The organism is Streptomyces sp. NPDC088725 (assembly GCF_044751305.1).
In the GTDB taxonomy this organism is placed as follows: domain Bacteria; phylum Actinomycetota; class Actinomycetes; order Streptomycetales; family Streptomycetaceae; genus Streptomyces.
The window spans coordinates 190,185-208,824 of the sequence record NZ_JBIVLO010000011.1 but is presented as its reverse complement, the minus strand read 5'-3'; the positions used below and the strand labels follow the sequence as shown (position 1 = coordinate 208,824).

At 70.0% G+C, this 18,640-nt stretch carries 16 protein-coding genes; 10 read left to right on the top strand and 6 right to left on the bottom strand.

Features of this window, described 5'->3' with window-relative positions; genetic code table 11:
• Positions 1-411: 411 nt before the first annotated feature.
• On the bottom strand, positions 412-3,486 hold the full coding sequence (locus tag ACIP6N_RS25535) for a GH92 family glycosyl hydrolase (protein ID WP_401819203.1): 3,075 nt from the start codon (positions 3,484-3,486) through the stop codon (positions 412-414).
• Positions 3,487-3,867: 381 nt separating this feature from the next.
• On the opposite strand from ACIP6N_RS25535, the gene ACIP6N_RS25530 reads away from it, so the two are divergent.
• The 6 genes from ACIP6N_RS25530 to ACIP6N_RS25505 all read left to right on the top strand — a co-directional run bounded on the left by ACIP6N_RS25530 (position 3,868) and on the right by ACIP6N_RS25505 (position 8,365).
• Positions 3,868-4,719: a HipA family kinase gene (locus ACIP6N_RS25530; protein WP_401819201.1), complete on the top strand. Its 852-nt coding sequence runs from the start codon at positions 3,868-3,870 to the stop codon at positions 4,717-4,719.
• Entirely contained in the window at positions 4,716-5,099 is a 384-nt protein-coding gene (locus ACIP6N_RS25525; protein WP_401819198.1) for a DUF3037 domain-containing protein, read from the top strand. The genes ACIP6N_RS25530 and ACIP6N_RS25525 overlap by 4 nt, the downstream gene beginning before the upstream one ends.
• 270 nt (positions 5,100-5,369) lie before the next feature.
• Positions 5,370-6,131: a 3-oxoacyl-ACP reductase FabG gene (gene fabG, locus ACIP6N_RS25520; RefSeq protein WP_401819195.1), complete on the top strand. Its 762-nt coding sequence runs from the start codon at positions 5,370-5,372 to the stop codon at positions 6,129-6,131.
• Positions 6,132-6,148: 17 nt separating this feature from the next.
• Positions 6,149-6,946 carry an SDR family oxidoreductase gene (locus ACIP6N_RS25515; RefSeq protein ID WP_401819193.1) on the top strand — a complete coding sequence of 266 codons (798 nt, stop codon included), beginning with the start codon at positions 6,149-6,151 and terminating at the stop codon, positions 6,944-6,946.
• 126 nt (positions 6,947-7,072) lie between these two features.
• Complete coding sequence (locus tag ACIP6N_RS25510; protein ID WP_401819191.1) at positions 7,073-7,756, top strand: uracil-DNA glycosylase; 684 nt, start codon at positions 7,073-7,075, stop codon at positions 7,754-7,756.
• Between the two features lie 87 nt (positions 7,757-7,843).
• Positions 7,844-8,365, top strand: a complete 522-nt coding sequence (locus tag ACIP6N_RS25505) for a hypothetical protein (protein WP_401819190.1) — start codon at positions 7,844-7,846, stop codon at positions 8,363-8,365.
• A 175-nt stretch (positions 8,366-8,540) separates the two neighbouring features.
• On the opposite strand, the gene ACIP6N_RS25500 is transcribed toward ACIP6N_RS25505, so the two are convergent.
• Complete coding sequence (locus ACIP6N_RS25500; RefSeq protein WP_401819189.1) at positions 8,541-9,014, bottom strand: hypothetical protein; 474 nt, start codon at positions 9,012-9,014, stop codon at positions 8,541-8,543.
• A gap of 110 nt (positions 9,015-9,124) precedes the next feature.
• Positions 9,125-9,643, bottom strand: a complete 519-nt coding sequence (locus ACIP6N_RS25495) for a DinB family protein (protein WP_401819187.1) — start codon at positions 9,641-9,643, stop codon at positions 9,125-9,127.
• A 221-nt stretch (positions 9,644-9,864) separates the two neighbouring features.
• Here ACIP6N_RS25495 and ACIP6N_RS25490 point away from each other — a divergent pair, with 221 nt between their 5' ends.
• The gene (locus tag ACIP6N_RS25490; protein WP_401819185.1) at positions 9,865-10,770 is read left to right on the top strand and encodes a Gfo/Idh/MocA family protein; all 906 of its coding nucleotides are present in this window, start codon (positions 9,865-9,867) and stop codon (positions 10,768-10,770) included.
• Here the strand turns inward: ACIP6N_RS25490 and lnt are convergent.
• The gene (gene lnt, locus ACIP6N_RS25485; protein ID WP_401819183.1) at positions 10,694-12,310 is read right to left on the bottom strand and encodes an apolipoprotein N-acyltransferase; all 1,617 of its coding nucleotides are present in this window, start codon (positions 12,308-12,310) and stop codon (positions 10,694-10,696) included. The genes ACIP6N_RS25490 and lnt overlap by 77 nt on opposite strands.
• Before the next feature lie 293 nt (positions 12,311-12,603).
• Between lnt and ACIP6N_RS25480 the strand changes: the two genes are divergently transcribed.
• The 3 genes from ACIP6N_RS25480 (at position 12,604) to ACIP6N_RS25470 (ending at position 15,123) form a co-directional block, all read left to right on the top strand.
• On the top strand, positions 12,604-13,278 hold the full coding sequence (locus ACIP6N_RS25480) for an HAD family hydrolase (RefSeq protein WP_401819182.1): 675 nt from the start codon (positions 12,604-12,606) through the stop codon (positions 13,276-13,278).
• A 178-nt stretch (positions 13,279-13,456) separates the two neighbouring features.
• Positions 13,457-14,452: an SMP-30/gluconolactonase/LRE family protein gene (locus tag ACIP6N_RS25475; RefSeq protein ID WP_401819180.1), complete on the top strand. Its 996-nt coding sequence runs from the start codon at positions 13,457-13,459 to the stop codon at positions 14,450-14,452.
• A 20-nt stretch (positions 14,453-14,472) separates the two neighbouring features.
• On the top strand, positions 14,473-15,123 hold the full coding sequence (locus ACIP6N_RS25470; protein WP_401819179.1) for a DNA polymerase ligase N-terminal domain-containing protein: 651 nt from the start codon (positions 14,473-14,475) through the stop codon (positions 15,121-15,123).
• 115 nt (positions 15,124-15,238) lie between these two features.
• Here ACIP6N_RS25470 and ACIP6N_RS25465 read toward each other — a convergent pair whose 3' ends face one another.
• Both ACIP6N_RS25465 and ACIP6N_RS25460 read right to left on the bottom strand, forming a co-directional pair.
• A complete protein-coding gene (locus ACIP6N_RS25465; RefSeq protein ID WP_401819177.1) occupies positions 15,239-17,410 on the bottom strand; it encodes a discoidin domain-containing protein in 2,172 nt (723 codons plus the stop codon).
• Between the two features lie 216 nt (positions 17,411-17,626).
• On the bottom strand, positions 17,627-18,634 hold the full coding sequence (locus ACIP6N_RS25460; protein ID WP_401819175.1) for an SRPBCC family protein: 1,008 nt from the start codon (positions 18,632-18,634) through the stop codon (positions 17,627-17,629).
• Positions 18,635-18,640: the final 6 nt, after the last annotated feature.

Sequence of the window (18,640 nt, the reverse complement as noted above, 5' to 3'; positions counted from 1 at the left end):
CCGGGGCGCCCGCCCCTTCGGCGGCCGCACCGCGCCGGCGGAGCCAGTTAGCAGGCTGCCTGTCCCGGGTGCCGGTCATGTCGCGGTCTGCGCACGTTCACCCGTAGGAAGTCGGCACGGAAGTGAGTGCGAATGAGGGATGGCGGCCGGGGTGTGGCGCCGGGGGAGCGGGCCGAGCGCCGCCACCGGTTTCGCGACGCGGTGTCGCGACCGGCGAGATCGGCACTCCGGCCGGGGATTTGCCGAACAGCGCGGGCCGGGCGAGGCACCGGGCACGCCCGGCGAGACGGCCGCGCAGATCGCCCCGGCATCCTTGTCCCATTGCTCACGTAAGGGCACACGCATGGGCACACGCCAGGGGCCTGCCCCGCGGACATCCGCAGGACAGGCCCTGGAGTGAGGCTCTGCGACTCAGTCGTTGTCGTTGTCGTCCGGGCAGAGATGGAGGGCGAGGACGTTGTCACCGGAGACGGCGACATGGACGCTCCCGACGGTGCCGGTGTCGCCGCTGTTGACGAGCCGGAAGTCGGTGTTGCCGTTCTCGGCGTTGTGGAATGCCGCGTCGTCCAGGGTGAACGTCGCGGTCTTCCAGGTGTCGGTGCCGGTCTTGGCCACCGAGGCCGAGTGCTTGAAGGCGTCGGTCGTGGAGTCGTACTGCATGCTCCAACTGCCGGTGCCGTGGTCGTAGTAGTCGACGGTCACGGTCGCCTTGTAGTCACCGCCGGGGACGATGGCGTTGTCGACGTCGAAGTACTCGAACGACGAGCCGTCCGTCGTGGAGCGCCCCTCACGGCCGCCCACGGTGACCGGCGTGGTGTGTCCGTCACCGTTGTCACGCCGCCGCAGTCCGCATTCGGTGTCGGTCGCACCCAGGCTGTCGCAGACGGTCGCGGCGCCGTCTGCGGCCGGTACGGTCGCGACGACGGTACCGCCGGGCAGGGTCGTACCGCCGGCCGTACGGAAGGTGACCTTGACCGGGTGATAGCCCGACGGTGTGTCCTTCGCGACCTTGATCGTGACGGGCGCCTTGGCGGTGGCCGCGCGGCTGAGGTCCAGGGTGCCCGAGGACGGGGTCACGCTCACCCCGGCGACGTCGGACGTGGCCGTCCAGCGGACCTTGCCCGCGTGCCCGGCCAGCTCGGAAGCGCCGACGACGGCCGGCAGGCTCGTGCCGCCCGGTGTCACCTGCGTACCGGTCGGGGTGACATAGCCGACGGCCGGTACCTCACCGGTCCTGTACGAAGGCGGCGCCGCCTTCGCGCCGGTGGCCCAGTGGGTGTCGGGCCGGGTGGAGAGGCTGATGTCGAGGGTGCCGCCCCGCGTGGCGAACGAAGCGGGCAGGCCCGTCGACTCGAACGGCTTGCCGTTCAGCCGCATGCCGGTGATGTACGGCGCGTTGTCGGCGGCGGCCGGCGCGTTGACGGTGATCTTCTTGCCGTTGCCCAGACTGATCACGGCCCGCTTGAACAACGGGCTGTTGAGGGCGAGGGTCGGGGTACCGGGGGTGGCCGGCATCATGCCGAGCGCCGCCCACACGTACTCGGAGGACAGGGCGCCGTTGTCGTCGTTGCCCGGCAGACCGTCCGGCGCCGTGGTGAACAACTCGGTCTCGAAGCGCCGGGCCAACTCCTGGGTCTTCCACGGCTGGCCGACATAGTCGTAGGCCCAGGGCGCCGTGGTGTCGATCTCGTTGCCCGCCCAGTCGTACGGCTCGTTGCCACCGGGATTGAGCTTGGTGAAGAAGTCGTCCAGACGCGGAACGGCCTTCTCCTTGCCGCCCATCGCCGCCACCAGGCCCGCCATGTCCTGCTGGACGGACCAGTTGTACTGGGCCGCGTTGCCCTCGTCGTAACCGTCCTGCCCGAACACGCCCTCCGGCGGGGTCTGGAAGCCCGGTCCCGCGGGGAAGGCGCCGTTGTCGTCGCGCGGGCGCAGATAGCCGGTCGCCGGGTCGTAGATGTTCTGCCAGTTGTTGCCGCGCTTCGCGTACTCGGCCTGCGTCCTGCGATCGCCGATCGAGGCGGCGAGCTGCGAGATGGCGAAGTCGTCGGTCGCCCACTCCAGGGTCTCCGAGGCGCCCTGGAGCCCGTGATCGCCTTGCGAGGTCGCGTTGTTGGGCGCATAGCCGAGCCGGACGTAGTCCTCGACGCCGGGCCGCTCGATCCAGCCCCAGCCGACGCTCTCCGAGCGCGTCGCGCCCTTCTTCATGATGGGCAGCGCGTCGCGGACATTGACATCACGCGCGCCGAACGCCACGTACTGGGCGAACAGCGGTACTCCGTTGTCGCCGTTCATCACGTTCCCGGTCACGTTCTGCGACGGCCACTTCGGCCACCAGCCGCCCTGCTGCTGGGCGTCCCGCAGCAGCGAGTTGGCCATGTCGCCGGTCTCCCGCGGATAGAGCATCGCCTGGAGGGGAGCGAGGGAGCGGTAGATGTCCCAGTCGGAGAAGTGCGCGTACTGGGTGTGACCCGCGGGTACCTGGCGGATCTTGTCGTCGAAGCCGATATAGCGGCCGTCCACGTCGTTGAAGACGCTCGGCGACTGCAGAGAGCGGTACAACGAGGTGTAGAAGGTGGTCAGTTCGTCGGCGCTGCCACCGCCGACGTCGACCTTCAGCAGAGCGTCACGCCAGTCGGCACGGGTCTGCGCCTGCAGCCGCTCGACGTCCCAACCGGGTATCTCCGAGGCCGAGTTCTTCGCCGCTCCCGCCTCACTCACGTACGACATACCGACCTTGGCGGTCACCGTGTCGGCGGACGCCTTGCCCGCCGAGGTGTCGAAGGTCAGATACGCGCCGGAGCCCGGCCCGGTCGCAGCGGAGGAGCCCGGCGTGACCGTACCGCCCTGCCAGGTGCCGTGCGCGGTGAACGGGCGGTTGAACTTGATGTCGAAGTACATCGTGTACTTGCTGTTGTTGCACAGCCCGTGCGGTGTGGTGGTACCGGACAGCTCGTGGTCGTTGACCACCCGGACATCGGCTGCCAGGTCACCGCCGAGGCTGGTGCCCGACTTGACCAGCACCTGCGCCTGGCTGCCGGCCGGATAGCGGAAGGAGGCCAGACCGGACCTGGTGGTGGCCCCCAGCTCGGCCCGCACGTTCGAGTCGGCCAGCTTGACGGCGTACGAGCCGGGCGCGGCCTGCTCGTCGTCGTGCGAGAAGTGCTCGGTCCTGGCGGCCGGGTCGTCGCCCACAGGACCTGTGACCGGCAGGATCGGTATGTCACCGAATGAGGAACAGCCGCCCGAGAAGTGGTCGAGGCTGAAGCCCTTGATCGTCTTGGCGTCGTACGAGTAACCGGTGGGACCCTCTTCGGTGTCCGGGCTGAACTGCATCATCCCGAACGGCGCCGTCACACCGGGAAAGGTGTTCTCCCAGTCGACGCCCTTCTGGGTACCGATCATCGGATCGACGTAGCCGGTCGGATCGGACACCAGGTTGACGTGTTCGGCACGCGCCGGGGTGTCGGCGATCGCCGCTGACAACGGGACGGCCGTCGCACAGGCCGCCAGTGCCAACGCCGCGATCCCGAATGTGCTCCATCTGCCGCTTGGTCGATGCACCTTGGACCTTTCGTCTGCCGCCTGAGACGGCGTCTGCCGGTCACACGCTGTGAAACGCGCGCATGACATCGTTGTCACGTCCGTCGGCAGTCTGGTCCGGTCGTGATCGTCCGTCAAGTGTCCCGGGCGGGCGTCCACGCCTGGGGGACGACCCCTTCACGAATTGCTCGCAGAGCGGGATGACCCGCACCGGGCCGGGACTCCCCGGATTCTCCCCAGGGCCGGTCATAACGGTTTCCCGGCCGGTGGAGGCCTGCGATATTCCGCGGATCGCAAGAAAACCAAGCCGTATAACCTGGCGTAATGCTTTCCGAAGTCACAGCGACCCGCTATGTCACGCCCTTGCGTGAGGGCGGCTCGCTTCCGGGGATCGTCGAGGCCGACGATCTCGGTACGTACGTCATGAAATTCACCGGCGCGGGACAGGGCCGTAAGACACTCGTCGCCGAGGTCATCTGCGGTGAACTGGGCCGAAGGCTCGGCCTGCGGGTCCCGGAGCTGGTGACCATGCAGCTCGATCCGGTCATCGGGCTCTCGGAGCCGGACCAGGAAGTGCAGGAGCTGCTGAAGGCGAGCGGCGGACTGAATCTCGGAATGGACTACCTGCCGGGATCGCTCGGATTCGACGCGAAGGCTTATCAGGTCAGCTCCGCCGAGGCGGGGCGAGTCGTCTGGTTCGACGCGCTGATCAACAACGTCGACCGGTCCTGGCGCAACCCCAACCTGCTGGTCTGGGGCGGGGAGCTGTGGCTGATCGACCACGGTGCCACCATGATCTGGCACCACAACTGGCCCACCGCCCAGGTCTCCGCGGCCAAGGCGTACAACGCCTCCGACCATGCCCTCGCGCCCTTCGGGCCGGACATCGCCTCGGCCGCCGCCGCGCTGGCGCCGCTGGTCACCGAGGAACTGCTGACCGAGGTCGCCGCCGAGGTACCGGACGAATGGCTGGTCGACGAACCCGGCTACGCGACGACCGATGAGCTGCGCCGCGCCTATGTGGAACCGCTGCTGGCGCGCGCCGCGACGATTCACGAGCGGATCACGCTGGACGCGCCCGCCGAGGACAAGCCGTCACAGGCGCCCGGCTGGCTCAGTGAGCGGCTGGCCCCCAGGCCGCGCGCGACGAAGAACGACAAGGACGGCGGCCAGTGAGCAAGCGGGACGTTTACGAGTACGCGCTGCTGCGGGTCGTACCGCGGATGGAGCGCGGCGAATGTTTCAACGCGGGAGTGCTGGTGTATTGCCGCGCCCAGTCCTATGTGGCGGCCAGAATCCACCTGGACGAGGCCAAACTGCGGGCCCTCGACCCGGCGGCGGACATCGTGGGCGTACGGGCGGCGCTGCGCGCGGTCGAGGGCGTCTGCCAGGGCGGTGAGGCGGCGGGACAGGCCGCGGGTGACGATCCGGGACGGCGGTTCCGCTGGCTGATCGCGCCGCGTTCGACCGTCGTACAACCCGGGCCCGTGCACACGGGGCTGACGGCCGACCCCAAGGCCGAGACCGAGCGGCTGCTGGAACTGCTGGTGCACTGACGCGCCGGTCCGCGGGGGCGGTTGACGTGGCTGAGCGCGGCTCGGGTGAAAAGGGCGGTTGAGGTGACGAGTACGGTTCACGTGGGGGCGGCCGGTTTGACGCCGGCCGCCCCCGTGCGCTGATCGCGCGCCGATCGCGCGCTGATTCTGCTCCGGGCGACGCGCGCCGTTGACACCTGGTGCCTGGGCTTCTAGCGTCTGTCTGCTGAACCTACTAAGCGGTTGCTCAGACTTGAGGGGCCGCCGGAGCCCAGGGCGAGGAGATCAGGGATGTCCACCACCGAGCAGCGTGTCGCCGTTGTGACCGGGGCGGCGCGGGGCATTGGCGCCGCGACCGCCGTCCGGCTGGCGGCCGAGGGGCGCGCCGTCGCGGTACTCGACCTCGACGAGGCGGCCTGCGCCGACACCGTCAAGAAGATCACGGCGGCCGGTGGCACCGCGCTCGCCGTCGGCTGCGACGTCTCGGACAGCGACCAGGTGGACGCCGCCGTCGCGCGGATCGCCGCCGAGCTGGGCGCGCCGACGATCCTCGTCAACAACGCGGGTGTGCTGCGCGACAACCTGCTCTTCAAGATGAGCGAGTCCGACTGGGACACCGTGATGAACGTGCACCTCAAGGGCGCGTTCCTGATGACGCGGGCCGTCCAGAAGCACATGGTGGACGCCAAGTTCGGCCGGGTCGTCAGCCTCTCCTCCAGCTCCGCGCTCGGCAACCGCGGCCAGGCCAACTACGCGACGGTCAAGGCGGGTCTCCAGGGCTTCACGAAGACCCTCGCCAAGGAACTCGGCAAGTTCGGCATCACCGCCAACGCGGTCGCACCCGGCTTCATCGTCACGGAGATGACCGCGAGCACCGCGGCCCGCGTGGGCATGGACTTCGAGGACTTCCAGGTCGCGGCGGCCTCGCAGATCCCGGTCCAGCGCGTCGGCACACCGGACGACGTCGCGAACGCCATCGCCTTCTTCACGGGCGAGGCGGCGGGCTTCGTCTCGGGCCAGGTCATGTACGTGGCCGGCGGACCGCTCAACTGAATTCGGGGACGAACGACATGACAGAGCAGACGCAGGGCGGCACACCGGCACAGGGCGGCGCACGAGTGCCTGACAGCGGGAAGGTCGCGCTGATCACGGGCGCGAGCCGGGGCATCGGATACGGCGTCGCCGAGTCGTTCATCGCCCGCGGCGACCGGGTGTGCATCACCGGACGCAACGAGGACGCGCTGAAGGAGGCCGTCGAACGGCTCGGTTCCGACCGGGCGATCGGCGTGGCGGGCAAGGCGCACGACGAGGCGCACCAGGCGGCCGCCGTCGAGCGCGTCATGGAGGAGTTCGGCCGGGTCGACTTCCTGGTCAACAACGCGGGGACCAACCCGGTCTTCGGGCCGATGGCCGACCTCGACCTGAACGTGGCGCGCAAGGTCTACGAGACCAACGTCGTCTCGGCGCTGGGCTTCGCCCAGCTGACCTGGAAGGCATGGCAGAAGGAGAACGGCGGCGCGATCGTCAACGTCGCCTCCCTCGCCGGTATCTCCGCGTCCCCGTTCATCGGTGCGTACGGCATGAGCAAGGCGGCGATGGTCAACCTGACCCTCCAGCTGGCGCACGAGTTCGCACCGCGGGTACGGGTCAACGCCATCGCGCCCGCCGTGGTCAAGACCAAGTTCGCCGAAGCCCTCTACGAGGGCAGGGAGGCGGAGGCCGCGGCCGCCTACCCGCTCGCGCGGCTCGGGGTGCCCGAGGACATCGGCGGCGCCGCCGCCTTCCTCACCTCCGCGCAGTCGGACTGGATCACCGGGCAGACGCTGGTCATCGACGGTGGCATCTTCCTCAACGCGGGCGTGGCCTGACGCCTGTCCGCCGCTGTCCCACCGCGGTCCCGTCCGCTCGGAGAACCGAGAGCGGACGGGACCGTTGTCAGTGGGCCCCGGTAGGTTCGGTGGTCTGCAAGTGATCCCTTACCGGAGGTTGTTGACGTGACCGACACCGACATGCTGCCCGAGTCCTGGCGCGGCGTCCTCGGCGACGAACTGCGGAAGCCCTACTTCAAGGAGCTGACCGAGTTCGTCGAGGAGGAGCGGGCGAAGGGGCCGGTCTATCCGCCGCGCGAAGAGGTCTTCGCCGCGCTCGACGCCACGCCTTACGACCGGGTGAAGGTGCTGATCCTGGGGCAGGACCCGTACCACGGCGCCGGTCAGGGGCACGGCCTGTGCTTCTCGGTCAGGCCCGGAATCAAGACGCCTCCCTCGCTCCGGAACATCTACAAGGAGATGAAGGAGGAGCTGGGCCACCCCGTTCCGGACAACGGCTACCTGATGCCGTGGGCCGAGCAGGGGGTGCTGCTGCTCAACGCGGTGCTGACGGTCCGGGAGGCCGAGGCCAACTCGCACAAGTCCAAGGGCTGGGAGAAGGTGACGGACGCGGTGATCCGTGCCGTGGCCGAGCGGCCGGACCCCGCCGTCTTCGTCCTGTGGGGTGCCTACGCGCAGAAGAAGCTTCCGCTGATCGACGAGACGCGCCACGTGGTGGTGAAGGGCGCGCACCCCTCGCCCCTGTCGGCGAAGAAATTCTTCGGCTCCCGCCCGTTCACCCGGATCAACGAGGCGGTCGCGGCCCAGGGCCACGAGCCCATCGACTGGCGCATCCCCGACCTGGGCTGAGCCTGAGGAGGAATGTCAGCGGGGGCGGCTAGCGTCTGAATCGTCGGAATTCACCGTGATTCACCGGACGGCGCGGAGGCGGCATCGATGGAGCAGCGGCAGGAGGCGTCGGAGAACGCACTCATGACCAGGATCGGGCAGGCGGTCATGCTGCTCCACGGCGGGGACCGTGAGGAGGCGCGGAACAGGTTCGGCGAGATCTGGACAGAGCTGGGTGAGACGGGCGACGCCTTCCACCGCTGCACGCTGGCGCACTACATGGCGGACACCCAGGACGACCCGAGGGACGAACTGGTCTGGGATCTGCGCGCGCTGGCCGCGGTGGACGGGGAGGCGCCGCAGGAGCCGGGAAAGGCACCGCGGGAGGAGACGCGCCCGGCGGAGCCGCCCGGCGTACCTCCGCGCGAGGCCTCGGCGGCGGCGCGCGCGTTCTACCCCTCGCTGCACCTCAACCTCGCCGAGGACTACGTGAAGCTGCGCCGTCCGCAAGCGGCGCGGCTCCATCTCGACCGGGCCCGCGCCGCCGCGGACGCGCTTGCGGACGCGGGATACGGCAGCGGAGTACGTACGGCGATCGACCGGCTGGAGCTGCGGCTGCGCGGCGAGTGAGGGCGGCCGGGGCCGGAACGACGCGCCTGAGGGACGGGCGGGGCGAAGAGCGACGAGCCGAGTGACGCTCCGGGCGAAAGCCCGGCGGACGAGCCGAGTGGCGTGTCGGCGGACGAGCGGGCGGACGATCCCGCCGACCTGCCCATGAACGCGCACGTCCGGCGCGCCGGTGGCGTCAATTCCCGTAGACCCCTTCGCAGATGAGCGCCTGTGGGCTGCCTTCCGGCCAGTGGCCGTAGGACGTGCCGAGGGCACACACATCGCCGCCCCTTACGAGCGGGACCGGTACGGAGCGGGGCAGGGGCACGTTGACGGCGCTCCCGCGTTCCGCAGGCCGTTCGCGCCGCTGCCACAGCCGGATCCGCCTCCGCTCCCGGGGCTGCTCCACGGAGCGGGGCGCGGCCGGCCGGACAGTGGCCGAGGCATGCGGAGCCGGGCCGGGGCTCGGTACGGGGACGGCCGCCTCCAGCACTTCCCGTACCGGCCCCTGGACGATCTGCGGCTCCACGGCGGGCGCGGCCGCGGAACTGTTCGCCCCGGGCCGCGGCACGGCGGGTGCGGGTCCGGGCGGCTGCACGGCCACACACCCGGAGACAGCCGTGGCCGCCATCCCCGCCAGAAACATCACTGTCGTTCTCGTACGGTGCATCCGGCCAACTCTGCTGGCCGCGGGTGCGGTCCGGGCGGACATCGGCCGCTGATGGGCCCGGACGGATGACACCGGTCAACCGCGCGCCACTCCCGGCCGGAACGCGGTGGTCAGTCGCCGGTGGACCCGTCGATCCGCTCACGCAGGAGGTCGGCATGGCCGTTGTGCCGCGCGTACTCCTCGATCATGTGCGTATAGACCCAGCGGAGGCTGAACGGCTTGCCGGTCGCACGGTCGGGGCGGCCCGCGCCCAGATCGTCCAGGCCGAGCGGTGCGGCCACCTCGCGGGCCCGGCTGATCTCGGCCTGCCAGGTGGCATGGGCCTCGTCCCACGTATCGCCCTCGCCGGGGTGGAAGTCACCGTCCTCGTCGGCGTCCGTGCAGTAGATCAGCTCCGCCTTCTCACCGGCCAGCCGGTTGCGGAACCAGCCGCGCTCGACCTCGGCCATGTGCCGCACGAGACCCAGCAGGGAGAGCCCGGAAGGAGGCACGGACGCCTCCCTGAGCTGTTCGTCGGTCAGGCCCGCACACTTCAGGGCGAGGGTCGCGCGGTGATATTCGAGCCACCCTTCCAGCATCTCGCGTTCGCCGGCGCCGCTGGAGGGTTCTCTGCGCTCAGATGTGGTCATGGCGAGCATCCTCACGTACCGACCCCTCCGCGGGCCAAGGGTTATCGGGCGCGCGGCATGCCGGGACCGGGGCGGCCCGGGAAGATGACGCGGGTTCGCCGGTCAGGCGCCTCCACGGCGCACGTATGCTTCCCGGACGGCGGCCCCCGGCCGGACGAGCGTCCGGGAGATCGGACGGCCCCAGCGGTGACGGTAGTGCGAGTGGTGCCAGGGAGGCCCTTGTGAAGGTCGGTTGCGTCGGGCTCGGCGACATCGCGCAGAAGGCGTATCTGCCGGTACTCACCACGCTTCCGGGGGTGGAACTGCATCTGCAGACCCGCACCCCCGCCACGCTGTCGAGGACCGCGGAGGCCCACCGCGTCCCCGCCGGGCAGTGCCACACCGACCTCGACTCGCTGCTCGCCCAGGACCTCGACGCGGCCTTCGTGCACGCGCCGACCGTCGCCCACGCCGAGATCGTCACCCGGCTGCTCGACGCGGGCGTCCCGACGTACGTCGACAAGCCCCTCGCGTACGAACTCGCCGACTCCCAGCGGGTGGTCCGGCTCGCCGAGGAGCGCGGAGTGAGCCTCGCCGTGGGCTTCAACCGCCGTACCGCGCCCGGTTACGCCCAGTGCCTCGAACATCCGCGCGAGCTGATTCTGCTGCAGAAGAACCGCGTCGGCCTGCCGGAGGATCCGCGGGTCTTCGTCCTCGACGACTTCATCCACGTCGCCGACACCCTGCGCTTCCTGGCCCCCGGGCCCGTCGAGCACGTCGACGTACGGACACGCAGCAAGGAGGGACTGCTGCACCACGTCGTGCTCCAGCTCTCCGGGGACGGCTTCACGGCCATCGGCATGATGAACCGGCTGAGCGGTTCCACCGAGGAAATCCTCGAGGTATCGGGACAGGACACCAAGCGGGCCGTTCATGACCTCGCGACGATCATCGACCACAAGGGCCAGCCCAGCGTGCGGCGGCGCGGCGACTGGGTCCCGGTCGCCCGCCAGCGCGGCATCGAGCAGTGTGTCCTCGGCTTCCTCGACGCCGTACGGGCCGGAAAACTGCTCAGCGCACAGGACGCGCTGCTGACTCACGAGCTGTGCGAGCGCGTGGTGCGGGCCGCGCTGGAGCAGGCCGCCTGAACGAGCGCGCGGCCTGCGCCAGGCAGAACGCGGCGAGCACGGCCAGAGCGCCGTGGACGGCCCAGTCACCGAACCTGACGTACGGCGTCGTGCCGCGAGCCAGCGGCACGTCGAACACCGCGGTCGTACGGCGGTCCTTGCCGACCACGCCGATCCGTTCGCCGGCCGGTCCGAAAACCGCGCTGACGCCGGTGAGCGTGGCGTGCACCATCGGCCGTCCGGTCTCGGCCGCGCGCAGCGCCGCCAGCGAGGCGTGCTGCTCGGGCGCCCAGCTTCCCTGGAACGCCGACGTGGACGACTGGCCCACCAGTACCTGGGCGCCGTGCTCCACCAGACTCCGGCTCATGTCGGGAAAGGCCGTCTCGAAGCAGATCAAGGGGCCGAACCGCAGACCGCCGCCCTCACCCGGCCCCGGCGGCAGCCGCATGACCACCTGCCTGGTGCCCCGCACGCGGTCCTCGAGCGCCGCCCTGCCGACCGACGTCGCCCAGCCGAGCGCGGCGCGCGCGGGCACGTACTCGCCGAACGGCACCAGCCGCATCTTGTCGTACGTATCTCCCACAGGGCCGTCCGGGCCCACCAGGACATCGCGCTTGAAGATGCCGACCCGGCCCGACGCGTCCCTGGAGCGGGCGTCGGCATTGACCAGGATTCCGGCGCCGGTCGCACGCGCGAGCGCCGCGATACGCGCCGTCGCGTCGGGCCGCGCCGCGAGATCGAAGCCCACACTGCTCTCGCCCCACACCACCAGATCGAGATCCCGGCCCACGAGGCGGCGGGTCAGCGCCTCACTGCCGGCGAACCGCAGTTCCACGGCGTGTTTGCCCGAGGGATACACCCCGGGCTGGACGACCGCGATCCTCGCCAGGCCGGATCTCTTGGGACGCGGCGCCCACGTCCACGCCGAGGCCGCCACGACCGCGCACACGACGAGGCCGGCCGTGGCGGCGAGCCGTGCCCCGGCCACCGAGACCAGCAGCGTGAGCGCGGTGTTCACCGCCACCACCAGCAGGCTCAGCAGCCACACACCACCGACGGAGGCGAGCCGCAGCGCGGGAGGGACCTGCCACTGACTGGCACCGAGCAGCCCCCAGGGCCCGCCCAACGCGTCCCAGGACCTGACCAGTTCGACCGTCAGCCAGCCGGAAGGCAGCACCGCGAGCGCGAGCACCGCGCGGCGCGCGGACGGCGTACCGCCCAGCAGCGACCGCACCAGCAGGCCCCACGGCGCCCACAGCAGACCGAGCAGCGCCGCGAGCACCACGATGAACACATGCAGACTGGGCATCAGCCAGTGATGCACCGCGATCATGAAACCGAGACCACCGAGCCACCCTTCCACCGCCGCGCGCCGGCCCGTGGCGGCGGTGCGCAGCAGCAGCATCCAGGGCACCAGAGCGACATACGCGAACCACCAGAGGGACGGCGCCGGAAACGCGGGCGCGGGCAGCGCGCCCGCCAGCACCGCGGCCGCTCCGCGCCACCACCCGGACGCCAGGCAACGGTCGAACCGCCGTCGCAGGCCGATCGCCCACCGCATACCGCGCCTCCTCGGCCTCCTGGCCCTGCCTGGTGATCACTCTCTTCCCCGGCGGGGAACGCCCGAAGCAGGCCTGGCGACCGGCCGCCACGCGTGTGCTCGGCCAGGCGGGTGAGCGTGGACAGGAAGCCGTTCCGCGCCGCACAGGGGTGTGAGCACGCCCGGTGCGGGTGACGAAGGTGTACGAGATGTCCCGGCCCGGAGGGAACGGCATGATCAAGACAATGGTCGAGCCATGACACCCGGAACGGAAACAGAAGCAGAAAAAGAAGCAGAAAGGGAGCGCGGCACAGATGACGACGCGTGCGGCACTGTTCGACGTCGACGGAACCCTCGTCGACACCAACCATCTCCATGTGACCGCCTGGTGGGAGGCGTTCCGGCAGGCCGGGCACACCGTGCCGATGTCCGCGATCCACCGGGCCGTCGGCCTCGGTTCCGAGGACCTGATCGCGCATCTGCTCGGTGACGACCGGGACCGCGACCAGGACGCGGGGATCAAAGCCGCGCACACCACGCTGTACGGGACGTACTTCGACCGGCTGCCCGTGCTCGACTCCGCCGCCGACCTGCTGAGGTCGCTGGCGGGGCGCGGCTGGCGGATCGTCCTCGCCACCTCGGCGAGCGGCCCCGAGCTGTCCGCGCTGCGCCGGGCGATCGACGCGGACGACGTCATCGCGGGGACGGCGAGCGCGGACGACGTGGAGGCGGGCAAACCCGCCGCCGAACCCGTACGGCAGGCGCTGGAACTGGCGGGCGTGGAGGCCGGCAGCGCGGTGTTCGTCGGCGACACCGTCTGGGACATGGAGGCCGCGTCGCGGGCCGGCGTACGCGCCGTCGCCGTGCTGTCCGGCGGGATTCCGCGCGCCGCCCTGGAGGCCGCGGGGGCCGCCGCTGTCTACGAGGACCCGTCAGGTCTGCTCGCCCGCCTCGACACGAGCCTGTTCGCGGATCTCGAAGCCACCTGAGGCCGAACTGAAGTGCCGTCTGGTGCGACGGGGGAGCGGAGCGGCACCGTCGGTCGGGGCGTGCGTCCGGAACACGCAGATTTCGTGGGAACGGAAGCACTCCGGCCGACGGTGCCGAGCGCACACTGATACCCCGAGATACCCCGGGATACCCCGACGTATCGACGCTGGAGGCGACATGACGGTCACCGGACCGCTGGCCGATCTACGAAGAGTGGCCGCCGACGCCGGAGGACCGGAGGACGTGGTGGCCGACGCGGAAGGCCGGGTGCTCACCGGCCTCGCGGACGGCAGGATCGTACGGCTGACCCTGTCGCGGGAGGGCGGGCTCGACCGGTACGAGGTCGTCGCGCGCACCGGAGGCCGACCGCTGGGCCTGGAACCCACCGCCGACGGCGCCCTTCTCGTCTGCGACGCGCGGCGCGGGTTGCTCCGGGTCGACCCGGACGACGGATCCGTCGAGGTACTGGCCGACAGCGTCGACGGCGTGCCCTTGCGGTTCTGCAGCAACGTCACCGCCGCCTCCGACGGCACGGTCTACTTCACCGTGTCCAGCCGTCTGTACGCGCTGGAGGACTGGGCGGGCGACATCATGGAGCGTTCGGCGACGGGACAGCTCCTGCGGCTGCGCCCCGGCGGCGAGCCCGAAGTACTGCTCGACGGCCTGCACTTCGCAAACGGCGTCGCGCTCTCCGCCGACGAATCGTTCGTCGCCTTCGCGGAAACGGGGGCGTACCGGGTCGGCAGGTACTGGCTGACCGGGCCGGCGGCGGGCCGGCGCGACACCCTCGTCGACGAGCTGCCGGGCTTCCCGGACAACATGTCCCGCGGCCCGGGCGGACTCTTCTGGATCGCCGTGGCCGGTCCGCGCGAGGCCTGTATCGACCTGCTGCACCGCGCCACTTCTCCCGCGTTCAGACGGGCGGCGTGGAACGCCGTCAAGCGGTTCCCGCCGCAGCCGAGGCGCACCACCGGAGCCGTGGCGGTCACGGCGGAGGGCTGGATCGTCCACGATCTGCGGCGCCGCAGATCGCCTTATCGGATGATCACCAGCGTCTGCGAGCGCGACCAGCACCTGATCATGGGGAGCCTGGTGGAGCGCGGGGTGGCGGTGTGCCGCCTGCCCGGTCGGCTCGCCGGACAGGACCACTCGCGTTCTACTGAGGTGAGCTGAAAGCGGCCGAAGGAGCCAGCGTGGGCAGCAGGGGCGCGAGTGGTGAGGACGAGGGCGGCGGCCGCGCGGACCGGCTGGAGCGGTACCGCGGCAAACGGCGTTTCGACACGACCGCCGAGCCGCGCGGCGCGGACGCGCCGTCCGGGGACGAGCCGGCGTTCGTGATCCAGATCCACGACGCGCGCCGCCTGCACTTCGACTTCCGGCTCGAGGTGGACGGCGTGCTGAAGTCATGGGCCGTGCCGAGAGGCCCGTCCACCGACCCCACCGACAAACGTCTCGCGGTCCCCACGGAGGACCACCCGCTGGAATACCGGGAGTACGAGGGGGTCATCCCCGGCGGGCAGTACGGCGCCGGCACGGTCATCGTCTGGGACCAGGGCACCTACCGGCCGCTCGGCCGCGGTCGTGAAGGCGGCCCCGATTCCTTCGCCGGGGCCCTGGAACGCGGGCACGCCTCGTTCTGGCTCGACGGGACCAAACTGCGCGGCGGTTACGCCCTCACCCGGATCAGGAACGGCCAGGACGGCGAGGCCGAGGCCTGGCTGCTGGTCAAGGAGAAGGACGCGGGCAGCACGCGCAAGGGCGAGCACGCCACGCCCGACCCGCGCAGAGCCCGATCCGCGCGGTCGGGACGGACCCTGCGCCAGGTCCTGGACGAAGAGGCCTGAGCCGCGCCCGCCCGCACGCCCGTACCCGGCGGGAAACCAGGTACGGGCGCGTTCATTTCTTGGCGATGCCGTAACGCGGCCGTCGTATCTACTGCGAGACACGCGGCCGTCGTACCTACTGCGAGACGCGCACGTAGTCGACCAGCATCTTCTGCGGGAACGTGGTCGAGCCGTCCGGACTGCCCGGGAAGTCGCCGCCGATCGCGTTGTTGAGAATGATGAAGAAGGGGTGGTCGTACACCCAGGGCCCCTTGGTCTGCTCCAGCGTGGCACGCTCCACGGTGAAGAAGGCCTTGCCGTCGACCGTGAAGGTCATATGGCTGGAGTCCCAGTCCACGGCGTACGTGTGGAAATCACTGGCGAAGTCGAGACCGGGCACCGTGTACGGGGAGCCGAAGCCGCCCCCGCCGTTGTAGGCGGGCGCGTGGAGCGTCGAGTAGACGGTGTCGGCCTGCTTGCCGACGTGCTCCATGATGTCGATCTCGCCGCTGTTGGGCCACGGAGTACCGGTCTTGAAGTTGGAGCCGAGCAGCCAGAACGCCGGCCACAGCCCCTTCGAGCCCGACACCTTGATGCGCGCCTCGACGTGCCCGTAGGTGAAGTTGAAGTGGTCCGAGGTGTTGAGCCGGCCCGAGGTGTACTGGCAGGTGGTGCTGCCGGTCAGCGGGTCGGGCGGGCACGCGGAGCCGGGCGTGGCCTCCTTGCGCAGCTCGATGTTGAGCGAACCGTTGCCGTCCATCGTGGCGTTCTTGTTGTTGGTGTAGTACTCCAGCTCGTTGTTGACGCCGGGGCCCGTCTCGACCGTCCACTTGGACGGGTCGGGCGTGGAACCGGCGGCTCCGTTGAACTCGTCGCTCCACACCAGTGCCGGCGGGTTGTGCGGGTTGGGCGGCTGGGCGGGCGGGGCCGTGGGGCTGCCGCCGGTGCCGTACACGTCGAAGTCCCACAGCGAGTACCCGTACGGGCCGACGCGCGCCGTGCCGTACATCCGGACGTACCGACCGGAGCCGTTGACGTTCAGGGTCTCCTTGAAGCCCTTGCCGGTGGTGGTCGAGTAGATGCTCGTCCAGTTGGCGCCGTCGGGCGAGGTCTGGATCTGGTAGCCGGTCGCGTACGCCGGGTCCCACTGGAGGACGACCTGCTTGATCTGCGCGGTCGCGCCCAGGTCCACCTGGATCCAGCCGGGGTCGACCCAGCCGGTGGTGTCACTGGTCGCCCAGCGCGTGGCGGGGTCGTGGTCGAAGGCCTTGGCCGGGCTGCAGCCCGAGCAGTTGGGGCTGTCCTGGGAAGTGGAGGCGGTGGCGGGCTTGTTGTACGAGAGCAGCACCGAATCGCCGGCGGGCGGCTCACCGCCGCCACCGCTCGTACCGGTGGTGAAGATCTGGAACTCCCAGAGGGAGTAGCCGTACTGGGTGGCGCGCTGGGTGCCGTACACGCGGACGTAGCGCCCTGAGCCGCTGAGGGTGATCAGCTCGGTCGCGCCCGGCCCCGTGGTGGTGGAGTGGACGGTCGTCCAGGCCGTGCCGTTGGCCGACGTCTGGATCTCGTACGCCTTCGCGTACGCCGACTCCCAGTTGAGCTGGGCGCCGCACAGGCTCTGCACCGATCCGAGGTCGACCTGGAGCCACTGCGGGTCGCCGGGCGCGCTGGACCAGCGGGTGCCGGTGTCGCCGTCGACCGCGGCGGAGGCGGGCGTACCCGCGTTCTCGGTCGAGGAGGAGGTGGCGGGCTGGTGGAGCGCGGCGTTGGTCTGACTGCAGCCCGCGCCGGTCGTGCCGGTGCTGCCGTAGACCTGGAACTCCCAGAGGGAGTAGCCGTATTGGGTGGCGCGCTGGGTGGCGTACATCCGTACGTAGCGGCCGGACCCGGTGACGTTGAGCGTCTGGTTGCCGCCGGTTCCGGTGGTGGTCGAGTAGATGCTCGTCCAGTTGGTGCCGTCGGCCGAGGTCTGGATCTGGAACGCCTTCGCGTACGCGGCTTCCCAGTTGAGGGTGACCTGGCTGATGGACGAAGTCGCGCCGAGGTCTATCCGGACCCACTGCGGATCGCCGGCCGCGCTGGACCAGCGGGTCCCGGCGTCGCCGTCGACCGCGGCGGACGCGGGAGTGCCGGCGTTCTCCGTCGAGGACGCGGTCGCCGTCTTTCCCTGGGACAGAAGGGTGCCGGCGGCCTGGACGGGCGTACTGCCCGTGAAGGTGAGCGTCAGGCTCGCGACGACCGCCGCGACGAGGGCGAGGATGAGGGTGTGTCTGTGTCGGGGAGCGGAGAGCAGAGGACTGCCTGTCATGGCGTCTCCTTGTGATCGCCTCACTCAGAGAGCGCTCTCTGAGTGAGGCGATAATTACGGCGTCGTTGCCGACCGTCAAGAAGTTGAACGCGATCCGGTACGGCAGGCTTCGGTCGAGTTCATTTTCTGACGCCGAAGTGATCTCCGCCGACTCCCGTTGACCGGCGGGAAGCCGGTCAACGGGAGTTGATCAAGCGGTGATCAATGCGGGGCCGATCAACGCTGTTCCTGCTCGTCCTCGCCGGACGGCTCTTCGTCCTCGTCCTCGTTCTCGTTCTCCGCGTCTTCTCCGTCCTCTGCGTCTTCTCCGTCCTCGGCCTCCTCGTCTTCCTCCTGTTCGTCGTCCTCGTTCTCGTACTCGTCGTCTTCCTCTTCCTCCATCGCCTCTTCGTGAGTACGGACGACTTCCCCGTCGCGGATTTCACCGCGCCAGCCCTCGGGCTCCTCGTCGGTGAGCGTGATGTAGCGCTGAAAGTGCTTGAAGTCCAGGCGTATACGCCGCCCCTGAGCGCGCCAGAGGTTACCGGTCTTCTCGAAGAAACCGGACGGGTAGTACTCGACCACCAGCACGATGCGGGTCAGGGACGGTGCCAGATCATGAAAACTCACAGCTCCGTGCGTGCTGCCCTTGGAGCCTTCCGAGGTCCATACGATCCGGTCGTCGGGAATCTGCTCCTGAACGGTGGCTTCGAAGCTCCGCGTCGAAAAGGCGATCTTCGTCTTCCAGTCGCTTGTCGTGTCGTCGCTCTTCGACACGTTCTGCACGCCCTTGGTGAATTTGCCGAATTCCTCGTACTGCGTCCAGTAGTCGTAGGCGGTGCGCAGCGGGACGCCCACATCCAGGACTTCGACCACGCTGGTGACTTTGGTGTCGCCCGCCTTGCCGCCGCTTCCGCCGCCCGCGCCCACCGCGTCCTTGGCCTTGTCCACGACCTTGTTCTTCACCCCCTTCGCCGTGGCCGAGACGGCTGCCTTCACCGGCGAATCGCCCCCGCCGAGAAGCGCGCCGATGGCGGGCAGCTTTCCGCCGTTCTCCGCGACGTCGGTCAGCTGTCCCGTGACATCGGTCAGCTTGTCGCCGGCCTTTTCGGCGAGCCGTTCCACCTGAGAGCCCACATAGTGTGTGAGCTCTCCGCGGAGCCGCCCGACAATGGAGCCGTCTTGTTCGGGGGCGTCCTGTTCCGGGGCGTCCTTTTCCATGGTGTCGTTACCGGTCTTGGCCATAACGGG

Bases quoted from the DNA above. Each gene is read 5' to 3' on its own strand.
- ACIP6N_RS25530 (WP_401819201.1), top strand. From the start codon at position 3,868: ATGCTTTCCGAAGTCACAGCGACCCGCTATGTCACGCCCTTGCGTGAG.
- ACIP6N_RS25465 (WP_401819177.1), bottom strand. From the start codon at position 17,410: ATGACAGGCAGTCCTCTGCTCTCCGCTCCCCGACACAGACACACCCTC.
- ACIP6N_RS25505 (WP_401819190.1), top strand. From the start codon at position 7,844: ATGGAGCAGCGGCAGGAGGCGTCGGAGAACGCACTCATGACCAGGATC.
- ACIP6N_RS25515 (WP_401819193.1), top strand. From the start codon at position 6,149: ATGACAGAGCAGACGCAGGGCGGCACACCGGCACAGGGCGGCGCACGA.
- ACIP6N_RS25475 (WP_401819180.1), top strand. From the start codon at position 13,457: ATGACGGTCACCGGACCGCTGGCCGATCTACGAAGAGTGGCCGCCGAC.
- lnt (WP_401819183.1), bottom strand. From the start codon at position 12,310: ATGCGGTGGGCGATCGGCCTGCGACGGCGGTTCGACCGTTGCCTGGCG.
- fabG (WP_401819195.1), top strand. From the start codon at position 5,370: ATGTCCACCACCGAGCAGCGTGTCGCCGTTGTGACCGGGGCGGCGCGG.
- ACIP6N_RS25460 (WP_401819175.1), bottom strand. From the start codon at position 18,634: ATGGCCAAGACCGGTAACGACACCATGGAAAAGGACGCCCCGGAACAG.
- ACIP6N_RS25500 (WP_401819189.1), bottom strand. From the start codon at position 9,014: ATGCACCGTACGAGAACGACAGTGATGTTTCTGGCGGGGATGGCGGCC.
- ACIP6N_RS25480 (WP_401819182.1), top strand. From the start codon at position 12,604: ATGACGACGCGTGCGGCACTGTTCGACGTCGACGGAACCCTCGTCGAC.
- ACIP6N_RS25495 (WP_401819187.1), bottom strand. From the start codon at position 9,643: ATGACCACATCTGAGCGCAGAGAACCCTCCAGCGGCGCCGGCGAACGC.